Raw genomic sequence first — 20,753 nt, 5'->3', positions numbered from 1 at the left:
TTGATTCTCGTAAAAGGATTAATTTCTGACCGAGATTCCACAAATTCCATCCGTACCAAAAACTGGGATATTTCTACCACTTGTCAGATCGCAGAACACCCAAAACTCTTTACTACTACCCAATCCTTCAACCGAGACAAAAGACAAGTTCTCAACTTGTTCCATCCGCGCTTGGTCAATAGAATCACCACCAATGCGGGAAATCGTGAATTGCAGGCGTTTGAATATCCAGTTGAGCATTTTGATTGGTATCCAATTTAGTTCTTTAAGACTCTGGGGTTCATTACACAGAAACTCAATTAATACTGAGGCAATTTTTCTTTTTTGCTCTTTATCAAACTGATTCATGGCATCAATTAATTTTTGACTATCTTTTTGCATTGAGTCAGCTATCTCTACCCAAGTTGTCAGTTGCAATAGTAGTAAAACTGGATTTGATGTTGGTGATGTTGGTGGGTCATTGGTGCTACCACCAACCGCCTCAACGTCTGCGATAGTAATACTTCCAGCTTCTAAGTTGGTGAATTGGTGGACTCTCGTATCTAATACTTTTTGTTGGTGCTGTTGAGCATCAAGTTCGATAGTTATTTCGGGATCTGCTAAAGCGGTAATTTCTGATGGCAGTACAAAGCTACTGAGTATTGTCTCTGAAAGTATTTCCTTATTAGTTAATTCACCAATTTCACCAATAGTTGTCTGTACTTCATCATTCGTATGGCTTTGAGCTATTGGTGATACCACCAACTTTGCACCAACATCCACCAATAGTTGACTCAGGGGAAAATATTTCATTTCACTACCCTCCCCTTCAATCCGCCCATGTCCCGCCGCCGCCAACGTTTTAAACACTACCGTGCGGATTTTCTCTGTTGCCCAACTTTTGAGGGCGTTAATTCTGGTTTTGAGAAACGAAGCATTTAGTCCCTGCTTTGATTTGGCAAAGTATTTCTCGGCTTGAGTTTGGACTTTGAAAAATATGCCTTCCAATTTTCGCGTTGGCGCGTTATTGCCGTGAATTAATTTTTGCTGCCACAGGTAGAAAGATGAAATCTCTATCGCGTGACGCATTGTCTCACCGTCAATCGTTGGTTCCGGTAACTTGCCAGCACAAACGGCGTTAACTATGTGCAGCCACAGGGCAATTCTTGCCGCGTATGCTTCGATTTTTGCGTAGACAATCGAGAAGCCAAAGTAGTTTTCTTCCCTTTCATCGTCGGCTAAAGTATGGTTCCAGGCTTGAAATAGCACTTTAGCTTCTCGCGTTAACAAATAGTCTTGCTGTGGTAATCCCTCTAATTGCTCGTACAGCCACTCTAGAGTCTCGGTGAAATTGCTATTCATCTTTGGAGTAAGCAAATCTAAATACCGGAGTGGCGCATCGAGAATTGAGCAATACAAAAACCTGGCGCTGTAGCCGCTTGAAATAAAATTCACGTCATCACCCATTAACCGCGCTAACGTATCCCACTGGTATGTGCCTGTTTTACTAAAAGCAGTGCGGTTTAAAAATAATCTCGCGTCGTGGCGGTCGTAGTTGCAGGCAGCACCATTGAAAAAACTTAGCTCTACTTGTAAGTCGTCTCCTTTCCCACCCCCTTTGTATTGGTTTAAGCGTTGGTAATCAGCGACAAGTTCATCTATATATTCGAGCAGTCCGCGCGGATTTTCTTGGTGGATGCGGATTTTTGTAGAAGTCGTTACATTACTTAAAAGTCGCCGCATTCTTACAGGCGGTTTGCCCTCGGATTTTTTATCTTGTTCGTAGTCACTAAGAAGAGTATCGTAAATATCTTTGGCTTCTCCTTCCATCTTTTCCAGGGGGGAGATTACTTCTTTTTGCGGTGGTGTTTTGGCTTGCCCAGAGTGGTTAACATTTGCCGTCCAAAATATGCAGTCCTGGGTATAGCCGGACACGGGATCGATAACAATCCTGGCGCTCGTACCAATTCTTGAAGCGCAAGATGGTAAAAGCGTATTAAACAGGTACTCCGGCGCTGTAGGCATTGCTGAAGCTTTTGCGATCAGTGGTTCGGCAAGGATGGGATTGAGGTATCGCCTGATATCTAAGCGCTTGCGGCAGTTTTTAATTATTGGCGTGAAGGACTCAATGGCGGTAACTACTTCGGTTGCTTGCTCTCCCTCACTCTGAATGATTCGCGCCAAATTCTTTATTTCATTAAATGATTTTCTAACGTCGGCAGCTAGGTCCATTAATGCCGCCGTTTGGGTTGATTCAGTTTCGTAGCTTGTAAGAATACGTTTTATGCGATCGCACAAATTTGTCTTAGAGCTTGTGCTTGGCTGATTACTACTAGGGCTAAAACCAAAGCATTGCTTATTATTGTGAGGTTTATTGTTCTGGACGTAATTCTTCCAATACCAGGCGCGGAGACAGTTTTCTACACCATCAGGGGTACAGCTAGGCGCAGGATTGCTCTTAGCCGCCGATGCCCAAATTGATTCAATTTCTTTTGCTGGCAAAGGGGGAGAGCAACGAGTGCCGTAATTTTCTAGTAACAATTGAGGATTGCCATCAAAACTTTGTCCGATGGTTTGTAAGTAAGAAGCTGTACCAATTAGGTCACGGGCTAGTTTAGCACCACCAAAATTACGCCCACCTTGGGCGCAGCCGGATTGGAGTAAACTACGGGACTCTTTCGCTAAACAAACTTCAATCGGTACAGTTTGGGGTACAGGTAAACTTATATCCTCGTAGCGCTGGTAACTAAGTGTTGAAGTAATTGGGCGCGTTGCTTGTTCCATAGGGGGTTTAGCTAGAGATTGGAGGCGCTCTCTTAATTGTTCGTAAGGATATTTTTGCCCTGATTCCTGGACTATCTCCGTTCTTCTCGGTTCTCGTCCGGGTTTAACGTGCCAGCCGCCAGCAAGTCTAAATACTCTTGAGGGGTTTTTGTTACTTGGATCTGCCCCCATTACCTCAATTAAAAGTCGTTGCAATTCCCGCCACTGTTCAACATTTATTGGCGTGTCAAACACCCAGTAGGGTTGAGCAGACTTGTCGCCGCTATATACCGTGAAAGTTGGCTCAAAAAAGCCTAATGTCTCCCAATGTAGTAATTGATCTTCAATTGGGCGATCGTCCCATTCGCAAAATATCGCCGCGCACTGCTTGATATCTTTATCTTCGTGTCCGCCGTCAGCACCGTTAACTACTACATACGTGCCGCGCTCGTCTTGTTGGTAAGATGCGATCGCTTTGTAGTCCAGATTATTTAATTTACGCCCTTTATCATCGCCTTTTTTAGGATTATCTGAGTGGTAGAAAAAGCGTAAAAATACTTGGCTAGAAGTGTAACCAAGGTACATTAATTGCTTTTGGGCTAGTTCGCGGTCTGTTTGAGGAAATGCGTAGTTCATTTGGTTCTCGTTATTTATGTTGAACCAAGACAACCCCTAAAAATAAATTATGCTTATTTGTCTAGATTTTGTTAGACTTACGATTGCTATTAGGTCGTGGCAGTCTAGTCTAGGTTTATTTCTAGGTAGGGATTGTCCCGGCTTTTTTATTGGGTAATTTCAGCTAAGTTCAGAATTTGTAATGCTAGGCGCACTCGACTCAAAGTCATGCGGCAAGCACTAGCCATGTTATTAAGGCTCTCCCACGCTTCTCCATTACCAGCGCGGTGAGTGATCCGGGCGTAGATGCGAAACTCGCAAGTGTCTAGCCCGTAGTCATCTATTTCTCGTCTGACGAATAGGCTTAACTCGCTTTTCTCCTTGACGGCAGCATTCATGAAGCTCCCTCCTTTTCTTTGAGAGTAGCCGCAGGGACTGTAATCCCTATGCTGCCGTTATCTAATGTCTTTGAACCAAAAGAATTTGAAATTATTTTGGGAAATAACTTGCCAAAAGGCACACTAAAGTTGCACAATACTAATAATAACATTGACGTTCTGACCTCCAGATTAACGGTTGTGGGTCGGAGCCTTCGGTGGCGGAAGATAATAGTCTGCTCTAACAGACTTTCCTCACCCACGAAGCTTTATTCAATTGAAAGTATTATACGGGATCTAGCGCACAAAGTAGAACTTAAGGAAATAATTTTAGATATTGCTGTAAGCATAAATAGTTCTCCATTCGTTCAATATTAAAGGTTTTAACTTGGTTCAAAGCTGAGATAAGGCAATAGAGCTTGCCCTTACCTTACTTTTTCTACCTTTAGTCCAGCTTGTTTCCAGTCACTAATCACAGCATTGACACGCTTTGCATCCGGTTCAGCAAATAAACCCCGACGACCTAGGCGATTAACGATAGATAGGATCTCTAGAGATGGTACAAAGCAATTAACTACTACCATTCCCACCTTCGAGTGGTGGAGTAGATTAAATTCTAGAATTTCATCAAGCAAGTTCGGGTCTTTACACTGCGGTAGATGTTCGGTGATTATGACCCGAACATCAGCTTTTATAGCTGTTTGCCAGTCCCTTTGCTGGGGAAAAGCCAGCAGTAAAGAGACTTGCTCTGGAATTTGCTGCAAAAACTGACTGGAGTTAGGATCTCCGCCGTAAAGTAAATGTTTTCCTACTAACTGCCACCAGCTTCCAGCAACATCAGTCGTAATCATGGGCGATGGAGTGCCAACTTGTAGTAGTGGCGTTGGTATAGCCTGGAGACTGATGCTAGAATCGGTTGTGGGCAAAGCAATAGCTACAGGCTTAGGGCGAATAGCAATAATTTCTTGCTTTATACGCGGTTGAGCTAGGGAAATCTGGGGTGTAGGAGACAATTGTGAGATAGGCTGAACATCTAGTTTAGGTGCTGGCTCTGACTTGGGGGCAGCAGCAGGCGGAACGTACTTCTGCTTGATACTTTTAGCAGCTTGACGAGTAATAGATTCACCTGCTTTAGCACGAGCAATGGCTTCGTTACGGGCGGCTTCGGGAGTTGAAGCACCAGCTAGCTCGTAGAGAGCAGAAGGGGCAAAGTTCTCAATTTGAGAAGTTTCCTTAAAAGAATTAGCTACTTGCATAAAACGAGCAGCCGTTGGGTAACTCCAACCGAACTCCGCTTGTAGCCAGGTTAGGAAGTATCCATGCCCTAGTCTATTTTTTACTTCAATCAGCTTTTGCCCTACCTCAATAATATTTTGAGCAGTACGCTTCATCAAAGCCTGAATTTCGCCAGTTTGCTGCTGCACAAACTGAGAAGTTGGGGCATCAAGACTAGCGTAATCAAATCCTTGATGAGCTTTAGGAGTGATAGAACTTGGCATGAAGGTTAAAGGAGCAATAGTAAGGCTGTTGCTTCTAATTTTAGCTAGACAGTAGCTTTTTTGCGCGGGAGAATTTGTGAGGGTTGCCATAGTAATGAAAATTTCTCAGAAATCATTTCAGTGAGACAAGACTTGCAGGACAAGAGGCTGTTGTAAACTCTAGCAGGGAAATTAGTAACTAGGTAGTGACCGTTGGCATCAGCTATAGGCAAATTTTCACAATATGAAGATTTGGAAGATAGTACAGATACAAATTTTCACATTAGTAAAAATTGGGGATGAGTGGTACAGATGCGAATTTTCACATTAGTAAAAATTTGGGAGAGGTCATGGGGAATCACTAGATGTAAAAGGTGGTGTCAGCTACAGGCAAGTTTTCACAATGTGAAGATTTGGAAGGTAACATAAATGCAAATTTTCACATTAGTAAAATTTTAGGAGGATTAGTCCAGATTCAAATTTTCACATTGTGAAAATTTGAGAGTACCTACTGCCTTAACCAGCTTTAGCCCGATAGAGATCCGTTGACCAATGACAACACAACTTATAATGTGTAGCATATCATGAAAAAACTCTAATGTTCTGGGGAATGTTCCTAACAGAAAATTTATTTACAAATACAGTGACAACTCCTACCACTGCACCGTACTCGGTTAGTGGGGGCTTCTAAACTTCACATATTATCTGTCGCTCAACGTTTGTAGGGAGTTTTCCTGAGTATGCCCATCTCGCACAGGTCTTTAAGGTGACGAAATACTGTATCTCTACAGCAGCCAAGAGCTTCAGCTAGTTTTTGGGTAACTACATATACCCAAGGTGGTTTTCCTTTTTTTAACTTTTGATAAATCCACCCGTCTAACCAGGAAAGAATATATGTCTTAAACTTCTTAACTTTGTAGATAATGCCGTAGTAGTCGTGCATATCAAAGACAACGCCAAAGCGATCGCACCGGGGACAACGACATCTCAATAGGTCAAGTTGGGTCTGAGTGTGATCGCCAGTCAGTGCCTTTAAAACCTGATAGTGATCGCCAAGCTCATTTACTTTTGGTGACATGAATTTGTCCTAATTTTGGTTGGGTGTGGAAAAACTTGGCTACTGGGAAAAAGAATGCGGTCACTCCCCAAGTAGTTTTTGTCGCTCTCCTCGCCGTGCTGCCCAAAGCTTGTCTAACTCTGGGACATACTCGAATGGGACAAACTGGCAGGGAGCGGCGGTCACCCCTGGTTGAATCAAATCCGCCTTACCCATCGATTGCAGCCAGTTGACTAAATCTTGAGCCTTCTTCATGCCATAGCGTTGGGCAAGCTTAGTCTTAGAAAGACCTTGGTAGGTTTTAATGGGTCTGCCTGCCTGATTCACCAACAGGGTTTTCTCAACAACAATTGGCGGTTGTTCGACAATTGCCTCTGGCTTGCCCAAGATTAACCCCAGCATCCCCGCCCCATGCATTGTGACGATGGCGCTAGAGACTTGCATCAGGCGCTCTTGACTTTGTGCTGCGGCGGCTTGGGCTTGGTTAGAGTCGAGGGCTGGTATTATCCAGCGCCCCTCTCTGTTAGATCCGGACGTGCCGCTTTCGCTGCATCCGGCTCCCGATTCAATTAGGCAATGCCTTTGCTCATGTGTAGGTAATCGTGGCAACTCGCATGTAAGGCTTCCAGATTATTGTTCTTCCAGTTGTGGTGATTGTTATCTTTATGGTGCAAGTGAACTTGCTCCTCAAAGGTCATCTTTAATCCGCATCTGGCACATGAATGGTTTTGTCGTTTTAGGACTTTAGAGGTTGTACCGTCATAGAGCTTACTATTACGTTCGCTCCAGTAGGTCAAATCGCCGTCGTAGGGTGATTTATTACCCTTGACGTTGATGTGTTTGTTTTCGGAGTAAGGAACTGCTGGAAAAGCCTTATTTAACAATTTCTTGCTAGTGTAGCGATTCTGTTTAGCTTCTTTATTAAATACCTTGAATGCTCTGTTTTGAGTATGGTACAGCGAAAACCGTGACCCATCCATTTTGCAGAAGCGGTGGTAATTTCTCCACCCCCTAACTACTGGGGCTAATTTTTCAGCCTTTGTGGTAGCGCCATAGTTTGAGTTGTTGACTATGTGTTTTACTTTCTTGCGAAAAGCTTTAAAGTTATCCACTGAGGGAGTGCATTTAAACTTTCCGTTGCTCTGCACTTTGAAATGCCAGCCGAGGAAATCAAACCCATCTGTCGTAGCGGTTAGCTTCGTCTTCTTTTCACTTACCTTTAATCCGCGTTCAGCTAAGAATTGGCTAATACTTTCCAGTATTACCTCGGCATTGTCTTGGGGTCTGATTATTACAAGCATATCGTCCGCATAGCGGATCGATGTTTCTTTAATCCTTCCCCAAGGGTCTTTGTACCTGTAGATACTTTCGATGCCGTTTAGCGCGATGTTGGCAAGTAATGGGCTAACGACCCCGCCTTGTGGCGTTCCTTGTTCAGGAAACCCTGGGTTAACTCCTGATTTAAGACAGCGAAAGATTCCTGCCCGTATGCCCTTTGGGGCAATGAGTTTATCCATTATGGATGAGTGATTAATCCGGTCGAAGCACTTTTCGATATCGAGTTCAATGACTCTTTTATCTATTCCGTGACTGGTGCTTTGTAGATTTAGAAACAGGATTTTTTGGGCATCGTGTGCCGAGCGACCTGCCCTGAACCCATAGCTTTTAGCATGGAATGTTGCTTCGTGAGCGGGTTCTAAAGCATATTTTGCGAGGCATTGCCAAGCTCTATCTGCGATGGTTGGAACTTTTAGAATGCGTTTCGTACCATCCTTTTTTGGGATTGGTATTTCTCGCAGTTTATTGTGTTTCCATGTGTTAACGTTTTCTTTGAGTTCATCGCTTAGGTTAAAGCGTTCCTCGAAAGTAAGGTATGCTTCACCATCCACACCCGCCGTTTTCTTGCCATCATTTAGCTGAGTCACCTGACGTATTGCCAGATACCTCGCAGCCTTGGACTTCAAGATTAGTTTCTGGAGTGACAAAGCTTTACGCTTGTCTTCAACTGAAACCGCTTTAAACACTCTCTTTTGCAAGCGAAATAAATCTCTCCGAAATTTCTTCCAGGGTAGATTCTTCCAAAGTTCACTAGCGTTGTCGCTGTGTCTAACCATGCTCTGCTCCAAAAAGTGTTGTCTTTGAACCTTGGCTCAATTACGAGCCATCCTACCCAGTCTGCGGAGTTCCGCTTCTCGTCCAGCCTACTGGGGTTACGAAACCCCAGACCTAACAAACTGTTTCTATTCGTTCCTCAAGGTTGATTGTTCGTTCCCTTAGATGGATTCACTTCAACCGCCAGAACCCCTTACTCTTTGTCGCTATCGTAGCCAAATGCGACGGGATACTAATCTCTGGCGTGGTCAGGCTTTCCAGGTATTACCTGTTTTACGCCCTGCCTCTCCATAGGTTGCTTTTCTAGAATCTGTTTCATCATAGAAACCCCCTGTTAGCGCCAGTGTCAACCCGTAATAGTTGTCTGATTGCGCCCTGCTACCCGCTTCAGCCTCTAGGAACCGAGCCTAGTCACTGGGGTCAGATAAGGAGTCACGTCTGAGTTTGACGGGTAGGGCTTTCACCTACATCAACTTTGAGGTTCAGCTAGACTTAGGAGTCTTGGCTGGAGTGCTTATGTACGGGCTTTCACCGTGATTCAGCACTCAACGAATCGCACCGCTACTTGAAGTTCCAGCTTAAGGCGCTCGATTTCTTGAGATTGTGCAGGGATGAGTTGTTTGGCTTTAACAAAAGCATCAACTAAGGCATCTTTACAGTCAAGAACTTGCTGAGTATTGCGGCTATAAGTCATTAACAATGTTGCTTGCCGCTCATCTAGCCAAGCATAACGAGTATTAGAACCGCCGCCCTGAACACGTTTCACCACATCTACTTCAAATCGAAGTGGTGATTTTGTCTCTAGTCGTGCTGAATATTTATCGATTGTCTTAAGTAAAGTATGATGTTCGATTCCTAGTTCTTGGGCAACCAACCGGGAATCAACAACTAAAATGCCATTACGCTCGGTAACTGTTAAATTAGACATTGGCATAACCTCTACGGTTAAAAAGTTAGGTTGTGGTAGGTAGCGATCGCATCTCCGCCAAGAGTTAGGCGATTGCTACTTTTTGCAGCTAAAAGTTTCTATGACAAAAGCTGCTTGGAAAGAAAAACTGTTGTATTGTGCAAACTACGGGAAATAATGATGATGTTGACTAGCGATTTAGTAATTAATTGTTAAATCAATTACTGAATCTCTAATCTCCTTCTTCAAACATCACCTCAAATAGATCGCCTATGCCTTTGCGAAAAAATTTGCATAGAACCATTAATGTATCTTTATCAATTCGTTCAAACTGATTACGATATAGCTTTCCTACAGTTGTAGGGCTTAATCCTGTTGCATCTGCAAGTTGAGTTTGATTAAGACCTTGTTCATCCATTAACTGTTTAAGCTTACAAATCACTTTCATCCTAAGAACTCTGCCCGTATTATAACAGCTAGCTAGCTAGTTAACAGAGTTATTAGCTAGCTTTATATATTACAGGTAAAAGATCACTACATCTAATAGCTAGTTAACTTGACAGCTAGTTAACTAGCTGTCATAATATAAATATGGGAACAGGGAAAGAGACAGCCCCCACCCCAACGGAATCCAGAATCTCACTTTAACGACCGATTCACAATCCTAAAAAAGAAATAAGGTTGCTGTTGGCTAGACAACAGGGGAACTGGAACCAAGGCACTGCCTGCAACCCCCAGACGAGAGAGAAGCCAGGTAGCCCGAAAGGGATGAACGCTGATAGGAGATGCCCTGGTGGATTAAAAACTTTAGACAATTTGTACACAACAAAGCCTGTAAGCGCATCAACTGTGGAAGGGAGATCACTTGCAGGCTTTGGTTCCTACATACATAGGTAATTCAAATGTTAACTCAAGCACAACCCACAATTCAAGTCGGCTCTGAATCTACCCCGAAAATCTGGGATAGAGCCACAACAAAAGCGAATATTGGTGATACTATCCACGCTCCATTTACACCTGTAATGGAAGTGATAAACAAGGACATTTACACCGACGGTCGCGTGTGGCTAAAAGTCAAACCTACAAACGCTTCTTGTTATACGGAGGAGTGGATTTTAGAAAAAGAAGAAGATGACTTGCTACCTCCCCCACAAACCGAGTTTGAGCAAGCCTTTAATCACGGGCGACTAGATGCGACAGAAAAATCAATCCCACTTTATACAAACGCAACGTGCGAGTATTCCAAAGGATACATGGAAGGCTATAACGCCTTCACCAAGCCTCCTATACCAACTCCTCCTCCTAAACCCCGTACTTGGTCAGTCACGTACAACAGCACTTGGCAATGGTATGTAGTTTGGGTGGGCGATCGCGCTATAGGTCGAGCCTTTGATTCTGAAGAAGCTGAAAGAATAGGGCAGAAGCACATTGCAGGGGAGAAGTTTTGGCAGGAGCATCGGGAACGGGTTTTAGCCTCCTACGCTGACTAAAAGACTTCGCACTCTCTAACGATTGAGGCGCTTTCAACTCTACATAAAGCGCCTTTCCTACTTGCAGCAGTCAATGTTGAAAGTCTAATAATTATTTGGAGGTTCATATATGGCAAATAGCATACTTCCAGCCTTGCTAATGAGTGCGAAGTCTTTTTTAATTCCATTCGCGCAGATTGCCCTATTCAAAGCACTTCTACGTTCTGAAATTAAAAATTAATTATCCGCAGTCAATCCAAGCAAACTTACCAGAAAAAGGAAAGCAAATAACTATGGATTTTGAACGTAGAACCCTCAAGAAACGACACCCTCATAAAATAACTTTGGAATTTGACGTTACCAGTGATGTTGATCTAGTTAAGTGTCAACAGATAGCTAACAATTTAGCTGCTTCGATTCCCGTACAGTTGTTAGCCGAGCGCTGCATCGAAGTTACCTGTAGCTTGGCTTCGGTACAACCATCGCCAAAGAAGACTTACAGCCAGGTGCAGTTACCTCCACGAGAAATGATAGTAACCGTCGTAGGCAAAAGAAAATAATGTATGAACATATCCAAGACATGGCAACGAGTTTAGTAGAAGCAGGACTAGCTACAGACGGAGAGCAGGTAGAACTTGTATTAGCAGCGTATTGGGCAGATAAAGTAGCCGTTGTTTGGACAACTGAGGATGTTCATAGTGTTCAAGACGATTTTGACGAGGACAAAGAAACATCTTCTTTAACCGAAGAACAAGCACAGAGCGTATTACAAAGGGCATTCGATAAGCACGATGCCAGCGAAGGAATTACTTGGGAAGACTTGCGGTACTGGAGTGAGGAATTATGCAGTTAAGGGTAATTCAAGATAGCAACAACTTGGGCATTGGTAAGATCGATGCCCAAGTGAGTATGAAACTAGCGAACGGGTACAAAGTTGTTAAAGTACATAACAAAAGCATAATTGGAGAAAATCATGCTTACACTGACAAACTTTTCTCCCCGATCTCAATTTATTACACCCAAGCGGCTCGTTGGGGATTTACTTGTCCTACCGTAAACGATCAAAGTGAGCAATTAGCCGCTATCAAGAAGATATTTGGACGCGGCGAAGGAAAGTTTAGGCAATGAGCGTGAGAATGGCTATATTATGCCACTATGCAATCGTATAGAAGTTGCTGGCTATGAATTTGCCAAAGAAGTGCAAGCAAACAGAGAGGCGGCAGTATTGGAATTAACGAACAATTCCAAGCAAAAAGAATCTTATGCGAACAGGAATAGTTGAATGACCCAAACCTTTGGTCAAGTTATCCGCACTGCGCGCACTAGCATAGGCTATAGCCAGCGCAAACTAGCGGCACTGGTAGAAATAGACTTTACCTATTTATCGAAACTGGAAAGCGACAACAGCGAATATCCACCTAAAGAGTATGTAATCCAACAATTAGCGCATTACCTGGACTTGGATAGAGAGGAGCTAATGTGTCTAACGGGTCGCTTACCAGAACGCTACCAAGATTTTCTCAAGCAGAACTACAAGCAAATGCCTGGGCTATTTCGATGGATGCGGCAAAAGCCAAACTTTATAATCAAGGTAGATAGTACATTGGTACCATAACCGAGGTAACTTTATGGATGACAACAATGATAGCAACGCATACCTGCAAGCAATCCTTCAAGAATTACAAGCATCAAAACAGCAACTAGGGTTTGGGCATTCTCCTAAACCGCGATACATATACGCTAACCGCCAGTATGCTGAGTGCTTGTGGTACTTTTGGGACGGGGCAAAGAAAGAACATGAGCCAATACTATTCCAAGCTTTGACGGGCATTGTTGAGAAGTTGGAAATAGAGGAGAAAGAGTATAAAGGTAAACCAGAGTTCAAAGTTAATTTGCATATTAAAGCCGACCGCAATTATGTAATTCAGTCTGGTTATGAAACACTCTTTGCTAAAGGTTTAATCTATACGCTTGCTACGTTACCAGTTGTCTGTTTCAGTAAGCCAATGACAATTGCTGTAGAACCTGGAGACACAGAGCAAGTATTATTCTCCCGTATTTACAACCCAGTAACCGGACGAGCAGCGTATGCGCCCTATAACGAGCCTGTCAACTGGCAGCATACAATCGCACGGGCAATCTCTAAAATCGATACAGCACACGGGCGGGTAGAGCCAAGAGTCCAGCTACAGCAGACCGCGTAAAGTATTACCACAACATTTAGTAACGAGAGGCTAAAACGAATACTTTAGCCTCTATTTTGTAATGAAAAAGAGAGACTTAATCATGCTACAGCCAGTATTTACAAAGCAGAAAAACCTTGAGCAATTGCCGCAATTGCTTAAGCACTATCAGCAGGTGTATCCGCAAGCCAAACAGCAAGGCAAGATTGTCTTACGGCAATATCTCAAAAAGTTGAATCATCAAATTCAACATCTTCAATTCCGTTCCAAGCAGCGATAAACGAGAATATGCGATCGCCTAACAGCACTACCGTAGGTAATCACCTTTCAATAATTAACCAATCAACCAAAAATATGCAACATACAACAGTTGGTATCACATACACGCAAAAGTTCAACTTAGGCAACTATGAAAGTTTGGAGCTTGGCATTAATCTGTACGCCAAGGTAGATGCCGACGAAGAAGCTTCAGCAGTAACAGAGTTTCTGCTGAAACAAGCAGAATCTATTGTTAAAGCGCAGGCGGCTCCAGCGCTGAAGGCTGTTAACCACCAAGCGCAAGTGAAACACAAGCCGGAGTGGGTAGCAGATTCGGGTGAAGCAGAAGGGTTTTAAGTATGGCAAACCCACGTCTGAACACTCGTCAAAAAACTTGGTTAAAAACTTTTCTGGCTAAGTATCCTTACTACAAATTGCGAAGAATAAATGAGGGGTTAAGTGGTGATAAAATCTTGTTGCTAGAAGGAACAGAAGACCTACCACTACCGTTGATTCCAGAATTTGAGGGAGCAAGATCCGGCTATCGATTTCATACTTTATCAACCAAAATTCGCGTCTATGGGGACGCGCGACTCACCGCAACTCACCATGTTAAAACCATCTATCCTCACTGTAACATTGGTGATAAAATAACTTGTAACGTTAAAGAAGGACAACTTTCTTTATCACTATCAACAGTTTTAGACATTCCCACACCAGTCAATCCAGTTGTTGTCAACTGGAAGCCTAAAGGCAAAACCAGAGCCAAGGACGGCGTTCAGCTAAGTCTACCTGTGGGTGGGCTGGAAGCTAAGTTGTTTGCCCTGCGGCAACAAGCGCGTCCTCATTTGCCGCCTGCTTCTTCCCAAGAACTTTTGGCAGAGAAAGTGTTGACTTGGAATGCGCGCGACTGCAAAGAAGTGGAGTTGCCCCAGGTCATTATCGACTTGCTTTTGGCTCAACGTGCTAGTGACGAGGAGTGGGAATCAGCAATAGACCTGCTTGGCGTAATTGGACTCTCCAGCACAATCAACTATGTGGAATCGCTACCAGTATTTCGCCAGCACTTCAATAGGGCGGAATCTACGGCGGTGGTATCGGCAAAAGTTCAGTCTTCTGCCAGCAACTCAACTGCTGCGGGTCAACAAGTGTCGGTAACGGGAAACTAAAAGTTTCAAACAACTTTAGAGGTAACGAATGAAAAGATTACCCTGTCCGTTTTGTGGCAGTTCAGAACAAGAAATTTATGATCTGTATTACGACGGTTCGCACCGTTTGATCTACTGCAAATGCGGCGTACAAGCAGGATCAGCAGAGGATGAGCAAGGAGCGGTCGCATTGTGGAACACCCGAACAACTTTTGAATTCCAAGCAACACCGATGGAACCATTACCTTGTCCGTTCTGCGGGGGACAGGAGAAAGAAGACGTGATAACAAGGAAAGTATTTTTGGGTTTGGTGCAAGTGTGGCGCACAAGGAAGCCACGCGGCAAATAAACAGGAAGCAATTGCTCTTTGGAATACCCGCAGCAGAATGATAACTCTATCGGCGTAAATCCACTAGCCGCCTGAACTATCGCTCAATAATCTTTTCCCAGTAGCTCCAATCTAATTACACCCACTCCGCCAGCTAACAACTGGTTGGTTTTACTTTACCTACCTAAACCTACGCCATGCTCAACTTAACCAGCCACTCGTTTAATCAGAAAGACGAGCCAATTTTGCAGCAGCTAGAAATCCATTTGCACCACCTAAGCCAGAACAAAAAAGCAGCGATTGCTATGGCGGCTATCTACGAAGCAACCGAACCTAGTGCCGTCGATTTCCATCACGTTTGCGATCTCTGTCCCAAGTTCAACAAAGCGATCATCCTACTGCAAGACCTATCCAAACCAGGACTTTTAGCTGTTGCTAGAGCCATAACGGAGGAACTAGCGGTACTAGAGCAGTTGCAGGGGTCAGGCAGATGAAACCCTACTGGTGTCCCTTCTGTCGCAGTAGTGTGTCGTTAATAGACAGCGCGAAAATTTACGGTCAAAGTTACGGGTTTATCTACCTATGTGATGCTTACCCCAATTGTGATGCGCGGGTGGGGTGTCACCCGCGCAGCATAAAGCCACTGGGGACTCTAGCCGACAAGCAGTTACGGAAATGGCGCAGTTTAGCTCATCGCAAGTTCGATCCCCTATGGCAATTAGGTGTTTTCTCTAGCCGTCAAACCGCATACAAATGGTTGTCGAAAGCTATGAAGCTGCCTTTGGATAAAACTCATGTAGCCATGTTCGACATCCGGCAGTGCCAAAGAGCGATCTCACTTGTTGAGAGTTTTGTTAACAGTCGGCAGCACGTCAGAACAAAAGTAACCACTCGTTGTTAAGGAGAGTAAATAATGAAATACAAACCAATCGCCATAACTCCCCATGATGGATTCGACTTACTAGCCGTATGGGAAAAAGATGGAAGAAAGTGGTACTTATTGCGACTGGCACGTCCCCAAAGTGCGATTGCCCTGGCACAAGAAAATCCTCAGACGAGATTGGTCTTTCCGACATCTATCGACCCAAATTGCTTGAATAAACAGAGCCGCAAGTAAAATGGTTTAAGGCAATAAGCAGGTTTTAAGTAATTATTAATTGTAGCTTTTGGATAAGATAGCTGCTGGGAAAAAGAATATCTCACTTGAAAAAACTTAATGTGTAAACTCAACAAAATGGGTGCTGTGACTTGATTTACTTATTAATTAATGCTATTAATTAATAATAGTTGCAGGCTAACAATATGCCAGCGAACAACGGATTCTTTCTACTCAAATCAAGACTTAGTAAAGTTATACAACAAGAAGTTTTAGCAGCAGCTAGATCCGTTGTAAAACAAGCGCCATTGTTTCGACCAAGTATGCCAACTGGTCAATCTTTCAATTATTCAATGACCAACTGCGGCGATTTGGGATGGGTTGCGGATAGGAGTGGATACCGCTATCAGCAATATCATCCAGAGACTAGAAAGAGATTTCCGCCTATGCCCCAGGTAATTCGTGAATTAGCAATTAGTTTAGCTAAAGAAACAGGAAACGATGATTTTTATCCCGAATCCTGTCTAATCAATCTGTACCGAAAAGGCGAAAAACTAGGGTTGCATCAGGATAATACTGAGGAGAATAAGAATGCGCCAATAATTTCCATTAGCTTAGGGGATAGCGGAATTTTTATTTTAGGCGGACTTATGCGAACAGACGAAACTAAGCAGTATATTGTCCAAAGCGGAGACATAATCGTCCTGGGTGGTGAAAGTCGAAACTTTTTCCACGCTTTCAAGGGGACTGTCCCCAATACTAGCAATTTGCTAAAAGACGGCGGGAGATTAAACTTGACAATTAGACAAGTTAACTAAAGTCTATGTCTATTATTAACAAGTGCTTTGTATGCAGTTATTAATAATAAAATGCTTGACTTATAGATTGATTTATTGTATTATTAAATCAAGTAAGTTTTAAAGAAACAGTAGCTTAATAGCAGCACTCCTTAGAACTACTAACGCAGGAAAGATACGACATTTTAACTCGGCACTCTCTACACGCTGAACTAAACAAAAGGATTTTTATCATGTCTACACAAGAACTACTGACGTTTCTGTTTAACGCGATCGCATTAGGCTTCATAACCATCGCATCAATAGATTTCGGCACAAGATTAGTTATCGCCTACAAACAAGTTTCCATCACTTTAGACTCGCCCTTACCTAACCCTCAACAGCCAAGCGGTCAATTACCGCTAATAATTAAACCAGAAGAATTAGGTCAATTACCCGACCCTTGGTTATTGCCACTACAAGACAAAGGAAAAATAGTACCCTCAACTAATTTAGCTCAAAGAGAGCAAAAGCATTTGCGATTACTCCCTCCAGCTAAAACCATCAATGTTTCTAATCCCCAACTTGAAGATTTGTTGAGAGGGGTAGACGTAGATAAGCTAAAGTTGCGACAAGCGAGAAAGATAGCGAAGATACTGGGGATAGCCCAGAAAGTGAACGGGCGCGACCAAAAGCTTGGGTTTTTAGTTAGTCAAATAAAGAGTAAATTACAGCAAGCTCACGTTAGAGATTTTTTGGTAAAACAAGACCTACTTGCTTGCTAAATATTTTCTAGTGGGGATGCTACTTCAGCATCCCTGGTTTTCGAGTAAACTCAAACAAAAAAATCATGAATCTAAAAGGCTATTTGCAGGAAATATTTTCATTTATAGTTTGTAGAAAAATATCGGTAGACTTGCCTTATATTTACCGAGCAGCGACAAAACACGAACCACCGCAGCTAGAAGTAAAATATCCTTGTGCTGAAGCTGCCTCAGTAGGATACGCCCAAGCCGTAAGATTGCCATTAGAGATTGCTGGTGTCGCATGGGATTATCCGCAAGGCACATTAGTAGTCCGCCTCAGTTCTGGGAACGAAACAATCGCCACTGGCTATGCTAATGCCCTAGACCTACCGCACGACGGGAGGGGATCTCATAGGGAGTACGTTTGCGCTCCTATGAGAGCAGGCATTCCCAAACCTAACGTTGAGGCAATATCAGAAAACTTGGACGAGTTTTTGCAAATTGACTCGCAGTATAAAGGAACATTAAATTACGCAACAGTTCACGGACTTCGTACCGTGAGTGATCGCCTAGAACATAACCAATTCCTAATAACTGGAAAAGGAGGTGGATTTGCTAGACCCAAAAACCTACCTTATCTTTATTTCTCAGCAAGAGAAGACTATCCGTCGCAGCTAGTAGTTGTAAGCGTATGTGCCGAGGCAAACTTGGCTGGTTATATCGAAGCAATACAGTTGCCCTGTTTTATTACAGGCGAGGAACGTTTCTACCCCGAAGACGACTATCCTGAAGGAACGCTGGTTGTGCATCTTACAACCGAAAACGAGCAGATTGCCACTGGCTATGCTAACGCGGTCTTGCTCCCCTTAGACCGGAATAGCATTTACATCGAAAAAATAGATATGCTTGATACCGAGTACGCAGCAATGCTTGAGGATGTTTCAAGGTTCTAAAATGCGAAGTTTGTTTTTGTTTTTGCCTGCTGTGTTCATACCTCTAACGTTTCAGATAATATCTTCAGGGCAACCATCTTCTACCACAACGGTTGTCACTCAAGAGAAACCTCTGCGACCACTCAACCTACTGTCGCCGACTACTCCAGTTGTCCCTACAGTTAGTGCTTCCCATCCGCCAACTTCAGCGAAAAAGCAGGCTCAAAAAGTAATCGTACAAAAGCATCTACCAAAAGCAAAAGTCCAAAGCTCGAAAAGCAGAGCAATTACGCGCCCCTATACCGTTCCAGCTATTGAGATCCGAGCAGCGATCGCCCAAAACGTTAGTAGTATTGAGATCGCATCTTCAACCGTTGCAAATATTATCGTTTGATTATATATCAACAGCCAAAGTAACCTGGTTCATAGAGTTTCATCATCAGAATGTGGTAATTCTTATGAAACCCTTTCCTAGCCCTTGTTTGCAAGCTTTTGTCCTGTACTTAGGCTATCAACACATTTTGTTTCGCAGTGCTTGAGCTTGAATGGATAAGTGTGAGCGCTCTTTGATTGGAAAAAGCTGTTGTTATGGGCGCAGTAAGTAAAATTGGGAAAGATGGCGCGATCTCACTAGGGGCAAGTTTTCCTAATGAATTTGCGCCATAGGATGGTTTACGCTCTGCGAAAGAGCGATCGCACTAGAGGCAAATTTCCTTACTAAACTTTGTGATTGAACTTTGCAACATATCTGAAAAGATAAGATTCTTTAGATAAGAAGATTGATGCGTTCCGGTGTAGCGTGGTTGTTCTGCTGCTGTTGGTGTGTTTCCGCTTGGTCTGTCACATGGCTAATTGCCTTACCATGACAGCCACTAACACACTGTTATTTTCGATTGTTTCGATGGTCTTCCAGCCAAGACGCTTGTATAAACCTCCATCCAAAGCTTCCGTTTGCAGATAAATCTCTTTGACCCCAAATTTTTTGGCAATGACAACGATTTCTTCTGCCAAAGCTGAACCAATGCCGCAACCCCTGAACTCAGGAGAAACAAAAAGGCTTCCTAGCCAAAACTCTTTTTCTGGATAGATGCTCATCTCGCGTAGCTTGAATTGAGCAACACCCAGGACTCTATCTTTTGAAATTGCCAGAATGTGAAAAGGAGGTTTGTCGCAGTTGAGTTTACCTTTTATCCGTTCAATCGTTTGCTCAACCGAATTGCCCGGAACTTTACCCCATAACTCATAATACCATTGCGCCACCGTGGAGATGGCATCTTGTCTGTCCGCCAGAAACACAAAATTCAGTTCATCTTTTGACATTTTCATGCTTTGCGCTCCTACTTGTTATTCAATGCAAACCTCGTGTCTGTGTCAAGCCGCGTGTAGCAGCAGAACTATTTATTACACTAAAAAATTTAGTATAATCTTTGACTCAATGACGATCTACAAACATCACAGCTATTTTTGGTCATAATATGCAGAAAGTTTCCGTATAACATCAAGTTCGACTTTTTGTCTGTCAGCTTGGGCTGGAGGGATTTTTAAGTAGTTGGTTATATTTTGGTTGAAGTCAAGCAAACAATATTCTTGTTTAATTAGGGATAGAGTATTAGATTTAGCCAAGGTTGGAATTTAGCATCAGTAATTCTCGGCAGACTGCTCCAAGCGAATTGTTATACCGCCTTACGCCCAAACGCATAAAAAATGGTGATATCGTTCCAAATACCTTGTTCAGTTTGTATTGCTTCCAATTGGGTATTAAATTCAACTTTAGCCTGTGCCAATTGTTCAGACGTAAGTTTTAACAAGGGATTCGGATACTGTCCAGGCACTGGCGATGAGCCATTAGCTAACCACATCCCCTTTGCTTTCTCTAAACTGATGTAACTACCAGTTTGTTCTGATTTGATGTTAATTGCTTCAAAACCAGCGTGCTGGAGCAGGTCATAGCATTTCTCAACTGTCCCGGTTGGCTTACTATACAACAGGGTAATGCCATACTTTTCAAGTACCCTCTGCGACACTACCCCTCCTACGAAAGCGGTGTCTGCAAAGGCATGGAAGGCAAGTAATCCCTTTGGTTTAAGGAGTCGATACCAAAGTCGCAACGCATCCCGCAAATTAGACACCCAAATCAACGCCGATGAACAGAAAATGTAATCAAAACTGTTTAATGGGAAATTCAATGCTTCGGCATCTGCAAGTTGAAACTCAACATTAGTCAAACCTAATATTTCAACTTTCCGTCTAGCCTGTTTGAGCATTCCGGTTGAAATATCGACCCCAATCACTTGACCACCAGGCTGCACAATTTGAGCCGCTTCGAGCGCAACCATTCCTGTTCCAGTGGCAATATCTAATACCTGCTGCCCAGGACTAATCTGTGCGAGTTGAATGAGACGGTGAGCAATTCGAGGATGCCAGTCTCCGTCATCGTAATTAGCGCTTCGACTGCTATATAGGTTAGCTACCTGCTGCTTGTACTCATCCAGTTCTACTTGGTAACTCACTGCGTCTTCCCCACAAAGC

General features: G+C 43.3%; 28 protein-coding genes. 18 read left to right on the top strand and 10 right to left on the bottom strand.

Annotation, left to right across the window (positions count from 1 at the left end; translation table 11 throughout):
- Positions 1-18: 18 nt before the first annotated feature.
- The 6 genes from SYN7509_RS26775 to SYN7509_RS0222020 all read right to left on the bottom strand — a co-directional run bounded on the left by SYN7509_RS26775 (position 19) and on the right by SYN7509_RS0222020 (position 8,383).
- Positions 19-3,378: a DUF3987 domain-containing protein gene (locus SYN7509_RS26775; RefSeq protein ID WP_009630470.1), complete on the bottom strand. Its 3,360-nt coding sequence runs from the start codon at positions 3,376-3,378 to the stop codon at positions 19-21.
- Positions 3,379-3,524: 146 nt separating this feature from the next.
- Positions 3,525-3,755 carry a hypothetical protein gene (locus SYN7509_RS26770; RefSeq protein ID WP_009630471.1) on the bottom strand — a complete coding sequence of 77 codons (231 nt, stop codon included), beginning with the start codon at positions 3,753-3,755 and terminating at the stop codon, positions 3,525-3,527.
- A gap of 404 nt (positions 3,756-4,159) precedes the next feature.
- Positions 4,160-5,323 carry a DUF3102 domain-containing protein gene (locus tag SYN7509_RS27870; RefSeq protein ID WP_009630473.1) on the bottom strand — a complete coding sequence of 388 codons (1,164 nt, stop codon included), beginning with the start codon at positions 5,321-5,323 and terminating at the stop codon, positions 4,160-4,162.
- A gap of 601 nt (positions 5,324-5,924) precedes the next feature.
- Complete coding sequence (locus tag SYN7509_RS0222030; RefSeq protein WP_009630474.1) at positions 5,925-6,290, bottom strand: helix-turn-helix domain-containing protein; 366 nt, start codon at positions 6,288-6,290, stop codon at positions 5,925-5,927.
- Positions 6,291-6,350: 60 nt separating this feature from the next.
- Positions 6,351-6,878: a hypothetical protein gene (locus SYN7509_RS0222025; protein ID WP_227501576.1), complete on the bottom strand. Its 528-nt coding sequence runs from the start codon at positions 6,876-6,878 to the stop codon at positions 6,351-6,353.
- Entirely contained in the window at positions 6,839-8,383 is a 1,545-nt protein-coding gene (locus SYN7509_RS0222020; protein WP_009630476.1) for a group II intron reverse transcriptase/maturase, read from the bottom strand. The genes SYN7509_RS0222025 and SYN7509_RS0222020 overlap by 40 nt, the downstream gene beginning before the upstream one ends.
- 163 nt (positions 8,384-8,546) lie before the next feature.
- Here SYN7509_RS0222020 and SYN7509_RS31470 point away from each other — a divergent pair, with 163 nt between their 5' ends.
- On the top strand, positions 8,547-8,675 hold the full coding sequence (locus tag SYN7509_RS31470) for a hypothetical protein (RefSeq protein WP_255327334.1): 129 nt from the start codon (positions 8,547-8,549) through the stop codon (positions 8,673-8,675).
- 244 nt (positions 8,676-8,919) lie between these two features.
- Here the strand turns inward: SYN7509_RS31470 and SYN7509_RS26760 are convergent, their stop codons facing one another.
- Together SYN7509_RS26760 and SYN7509_RS0222010 are read right to left on the bottom strand one after the other, a co-directional pair.
- Entirely contained in the window at positions 8,920-9,309 is a 390-nt protein-coding gene (locus tag SYN7509_RS26760; RefSeq protein ID WP_009630477.1) for a Rha family transcriptional regulator, read from the bottom strand.
- Between the two features lie 211 nt (positions 9,310-9,520).
- Entirely contained in the window at positions 9,521-9,736 is a 216-nt protein-coding gene (locus tag SYN7509_RS0222010; RefSeq protein ID WP_028954506.1) for a helix-turn-helix domain-containing protein, read from the bottom strand.
- A 454-nt stretch (positions 9,737-10,190) separates the two neighbouring features.
- Between SYN7509_RS0222010 and SYN7509_RS0222005 the strand changes: the two genes are divergently transcribed.
- The 17 genes from SYN7509_RS0222005 to SYN7509_RS0221925 all read left to right on the top strand — a co-directional run bounded on the left by SYN7509_RS0222005 (position 10,191) and on the right by SYN7509_RS0221925 (position 18,618).
- Positions 10,191-10,778 (top strand): hypothetical protein, encoded by a 588-nt coding sequence (locus SYN7509_RS0222005; protein ID WP_009631575.1) that lies wholly within the window; start codon positions 10,191-10,193, stop codon positions 10,776-10,778.
- A gap of 272 nt (positions 10,779-11,050) precedes the next feature.
- On the top strand, positions 11,051-11,317 hold the full coding sequence (locus tag SYN7509_RS0222000) for a hypothetical protein (protein WP_009631576.1): 267 nt from the start codon (positions 11,051-11,053) through the stop codon (positions 11,315-11,317).
- Positions 11,317-11,610 (top strand): hypothetical protein, encoded by a 294-nt coding sequence (locus SYN7509_RS0221995; protein WP_009631577.1) that lies wholly within the window; start codon positions 11,317-11,319, stop codon positions 11,608-11,610. The genes SYN7509_RS0222000 and SYN7509_RS0221995 overlap by 1 nt, the downstream gene beginning before the upstream one ends.
- A complete protein-coding gene (locus SYN7509_RS0221990) occupies positions 11,601-11,885 on the top strand; it encodes a hypothetical protein (RefSeq protein WP_009631578.1) in 285 nt (94 codons plus the stop codon). Before SYN7509_RS0221995 ends, SYN7509_RS0221990 begins: the two co-directional genes overlap by 10 nt.
- A gap of 154 nt (positions 11,886-12,039) precedes the next feature.
- On the top strand, positions 12,040-12,372 hold the full coding sequence (locus tag SYN7509_RS0221980) for a helix-turn-helix domain-containing protein (protein WP_009631579.1): 333 nt from the start codon (positions 12,040-12,042) through the stop codon (positions 12,370-12,372).
- A 13-nt stretch (positions 12,373-12,385) separates the two neighbouring features.
- Entirely contained in the window at positions 12,386-12,961 is a 576-nt protein-coding gene (locus SYN7509_RS0221975; protein ID WP_009631580.1) for a hypothetical protein, read from the top strand.
- 82 nt (positions 12,962-13,043) lie between these two features.
- The gene (locus SYN7509_RS30290) at positions 13,044-13,220 is read left to right on the top strand and encodes a hypothetical protein (protein WP_158506184.1); all 177 of its coding nucleotides are present in this window, start codon (positions 13,044-13,046) and stop codon (positions 13,218-13,220) included.
- A gap of 8 nt (positions 13,221-13,228) precedes the next feature.
- Positions 13,229-13,555 (top strand): hypothetical protein, encoded by a 327-nt coding sequence (locus SYN7509_RS0221965; RefSeq protein ID WP_009631581.1) that lies wholly within the window; start codon positions 13,229-13,231, stop codon positions 13,553-13,555.
- 2 nt (positions 13,556-13,557) lie between these two features.
- Positions 13,558-14,367, top strand: coding sequence for a hypothetical protein (locus tag SYN7509_RS0221960; protein WP_009631582.1), 810 nt, complete (start codon positions 13,558-13,560; stop codon positions 14,365-14,367).
- Between the two features lie 28 nt (positions 14,368-14,395).
- On the top strand, positions 14,396-14,695 hold the full coding sequence (locus SYN7509_RS26755; RefSeq protein WP_009631583.1) for a Lar family restriction alleviation protein: 300 nt from the start codon (positions 14,396-14,398) through the stop codon (positions 14,693-14,695).
- Between the two features lie 176 nt (positions 14,696-14,871).
- Entirely contained in the window at positions 14,872-15,168 is a 297-nt protein-coding gene (locus SYN7509_RS0221950) for a hypothetical protein (protein WP_009631584.1), read from the top strand.
- On the top strand, positions 15,165-15,575 hold the full coding sequence (locus SYN7509_RS28825; RefSeq protein ID WP_009631585.1) for a zinc-finger-containing protein: 411 nt from the start codon (positions 15,165-15,167) through the stop codon (positions 15,573-15,575). Before SYN7509_RS0221950 ends, SYN7509_RS28825 begins: the two co-directional genes overlap by 4 nt.
- Positions 15,576-15,587: 12 nt before the next feature.
- Positions 15,588-15,791, top strand: a complete 204-nt coding sequence (locus SYN7509_RS0221945) for a hypothetical protein (protein WP_009631586.1) — start codon at positions 15,588-15,590, stop codon at positions 15,789-15,791.
- A gap of 185 nt (positions 15,792-15,976) precedes the next feature.
- Positions 15,977-16,588 carry an alpha-ketoglutarate-dependent dioxygenase AlkB gene (locus tag SYN7509_RS0221940; protein ID WP_009631587.1) on the top strand — a complete coding sequence of 204 codons (612 nt, stop codon included), beginning with the start codon at positions 15,977-15,979 and terminating at the stop codon, positions 16,586-16,588.
- 212 nt (positions 16,589-16,800) lie between these two features.
- Complete coding sequence (locus tag SYN7509_RS0221935; protein ID WP_009631588.1) at positions 16,801-17,331, top strand: hypothetical protein; 531 nt, start codon at positions 16,801-16,803, stop codon at positions 17,329-17,331.
- 65 nt (positions 17,332-17,396) lie between these two features.
- Positions 17,397-18,245, top strand: a complete 849-nt coding sequence (locus SYN7509_RS0221930) for a hypothetical protein (protein WP_009631589.1) — start codon at positions 17,397-17,399, stop codon at positions 18,243-18,245.
- The gene (locus SYN7509_RS0221925) at positions 18,229-18,618 is read left to right on the top strand and encodes a hypothetical protein (protein ID WP_009631590.1); all 390 of its coding nucleotides are present in this window, start codon (positions 18,229-18,231) and stop codon (positions 18,616-18,618) included. The genes SYN7509_RS0221930 and SYN7509_RS0221925 overlap by 17 nt, the downstream gene beginning before the upstream one ends.
- 446 nt (positions 18,619-19,064) lie before the next feature.
- On the opposite strand, the gene SYN7509_RS0221920 is transcribed toward SYN7509_RS0221925, so the two are convergent.
- Positions 19,065-19,550: a GNAT family N-acetyltransferase gene (locus tag SYN7509_RS0221920; protein ID WP_009631591.1), complete on the bottom strand. Its 486-nt coding sequence runs from the start codon at positions 19,548-19,550 to the stop codon at positions 19,065-19,067.
- 347 nt (positions 19,551-19,897) lie between these two features.
- Positions 19,898-20,734 (bottom strand): class I SAM-dependent methyltransferase, encoded by an 837-nt coding sequence (locus tag SYN7509_RS0221915; RefSeq protein WP_009631592.1) that lies wholly within the window; start codon positions 20,732-20,734, stop codon positions 19,898-19,900.
- Between the last annotated feature and the right edge of the window lie 19 nt (positions 20,735-20,753).

It is taken from the genome of Synechocystis sp. PCC 7509, assembly GCF_000332075.2.
Taxonomy (GTDB): Bacteria; Cyanobacteriota; Cyanobacteriia; order Cyanobacteriales; family Chroococcidiopsidaceae; genus Aliterella.
Note: the sequence above shows the minus strand (reverse complement) of the source record. Positions and strands in the feature narration are given on the sequence as shown.

What these genes read in the sequence shown, in the direction of transcription:
- SYN7509_RS26775 (WP_009630470.1), bottom strand. Translation starts at nt 3,378, where the DNA reads ATGAACTACGCATTTCCTCAAACAGACCGCGAACTAGCCCAAAAGCAA.
- SYN7509_RS26770 (WP_009630471.1), bottom strand. Translation starts at nt 3,755, where the DNA reads ATGAATGCTGCCGTCAAGGAGAAAAGCGAGTTAAGCCTATTCGTCAGA.
- SYN7509_RS27870 (WP_009630473.1), bottom strand. Translation starts at nt 5,323, where the DNA reads ATGGCAACCCTCACAAATTCTCCCGCGCAAAAAAGCTACTGTCTAGCT.
- SYN7509_RS0222030 (WP_009630474.1), bottom strand. Translation starts at nt 6,290, where the DNA reads ATGTCACCAAAAGTAAATGAGCTTGGCGATCACTATCAGGTTTTAAAG.
- SYN7509_RS0222020 (WP_009630476.1), bottom strand. Translation starts at nt 8,383, where the DNA reads ATGGTTAGACACAGCGACAACGCTAGTGAACTTTGGAAGAATCTACCC.
- SYN7509_RS31470 (WP_255327334.1), top strand. Translation starts at nt 8,547, where the DNA reads ATGGATTCACTTCAACCGCCAGAACCCCTTACTCTTTGTCGCTATCGT.
- SYN7509_RS26760 (WP_009630477.1), bottom strand. Translation starts at nt 9,309, where the DNA reads ATGTCTAATTTAACAGTTACCGAGCGTAATGGCATTTTAGTTGTTGAT.
- SYN7509_RS0222010 (WP_028954506.1), bottom strand. Translation starts at nt 9,736, where the DNA reads ATGAAAGTGATTTGTAAGCTTAAACAGTTAATGGATGAACAAGGTCTT.
- SYN7509_RS0222005 (WP_009631575.1), top strand. Translation starts at nt 10,191, where the DNA reads ATGTTAACTCAAGCACAACCCACAATTCAAGTCGGCTCTGAATCTACC.
- SYN7509_RS0222000 (WP_009631576.1), top strand. Translation starts at nt 11,051, where the DNA reads ATGGATTTTGAACGTAGAACCCTCAAGAAACGACACCCTCATAAAATA.
- SYN7509_RS0221995 (WP_009631577.1), top strand. Translation starts at nt 11,317, where the DNA reads ATGTATGAACATATCCAAGACATGGCAACGAGTTTAGTAGAAGCAGGA.
- SYN7509_RS0221990 (WP_009631578.1), top strand. Translation starts at nt 11,601, where the DNA reads ATGCAGTTAAGGGTAATTCAAGATAGCAACAACTTGGGCATTGGTAAG.
- SYN7509_RS0221980 (WP_009631579.1), top strand. Translation starts at nt 12,040, where the DNA reads ATGACCCAAACCTTTGGTCAAGTTATCCGCACTGCGCGCACTAGCATA.
- SYN7509_RS0221975 (WP_009631580.1), top strand. Translation starts at nt 12,386, where the DNA reads ATGGATGACAACAATGATAGCAACGCATACCTGCAAGCAATCCTTCAA.
- SYN7509_RS30290 (WP_158506184.1), top strand. Translation starts at nt 13,044, where the DNA reads ATGCTACAGCCAGTATTTACAAAGCAGAAAAACCTTGAGCAATTGCCG.
- SYN7509_RS0221965 (WP_009631581.1), top strand. Translation starts at nt 13,229, where the DNA reads ATGCGATCGCCTAACAGCACTACCGTAGGTAATCACCTTTCAATAATT.
- SYN7509_RS0221960 (WP_009631582.1), top strand. Translation starts at nt 13,558, where the DNA reads ATGGCAAACCCACGTCTGAACACTCGTCAAAAAACTTGGTTAAAAACT.
- SYN7509_RS26755 (WP_009631583.1), top strand. Translation starts at nt 14,396, where the DNA reads ATGAAAAGATTACCCTGTCCGTTTTGTGGCAGTTCAGAACAAGAAATT.
- SYN7509_RS0221950 (WP_009631584.1), top strand. Translation starts at nt 14,872, where the DNA reads ATGCTCAACTTAACCAGCCACTCGTTTAATCAGAAAGACGAGCCAATT.
- SYN7509_RS28825 (WP_009631585.1), top strand. Translation starts at nt 15,165, where the DNA reads ATGAAACCCTACTGGTGTCCCTTCTGTCGCAGTAGTGTGTCGTTAATA.
- SYN7509_RS0221945 (WP_009631586.1), top strand. Translation starts at nt 15,588, where the DNA reads ATGAAATACAAACCAATCGCCATAACTCCCCATGATGGATTCGACTTA.
- SYN7509_RS0221940 (WP_009631587.1), top strand. Translation starts at nt 15,977, where the DNA reads ATGCCAGCGAACAACGGATTCTTTCTACTCAAATCAAGACTTAGTAAA.
- SYN7509_RS0221935 (WP_009631588.1), top strand. Translation starts at nt 16,801, where the DNA reads ATGTCTACACAAGAACTACTGACGTTTCTGTTTAACGCGATCGCATTA.
- SYN7509_RS0221930 (WP_009631589.1), top strand. Translation starts at nt 17,397, where the DNA reads ATGAATCTAAAAGGCTATTTGCAGGAAATATTTTCATTTATAGTTTGT.
- SYN7509_RS0221925 (WP_009631590.1), top strand. Translation starts at nt 18,229, where the DNA reads ATGTTTCAAGGTTCTAAAATGCGAAGTTTGTTTTTGTTTTTGCCTGCT.
- SYN7509_RS0221920 (WP_009631591.1), bottom strand. Translation starts at nt 19,550, where the DNA reads ATGAAAATGTCAAAAGATGAACTGAATTTTGTGTTTCTGGCGGACAGA.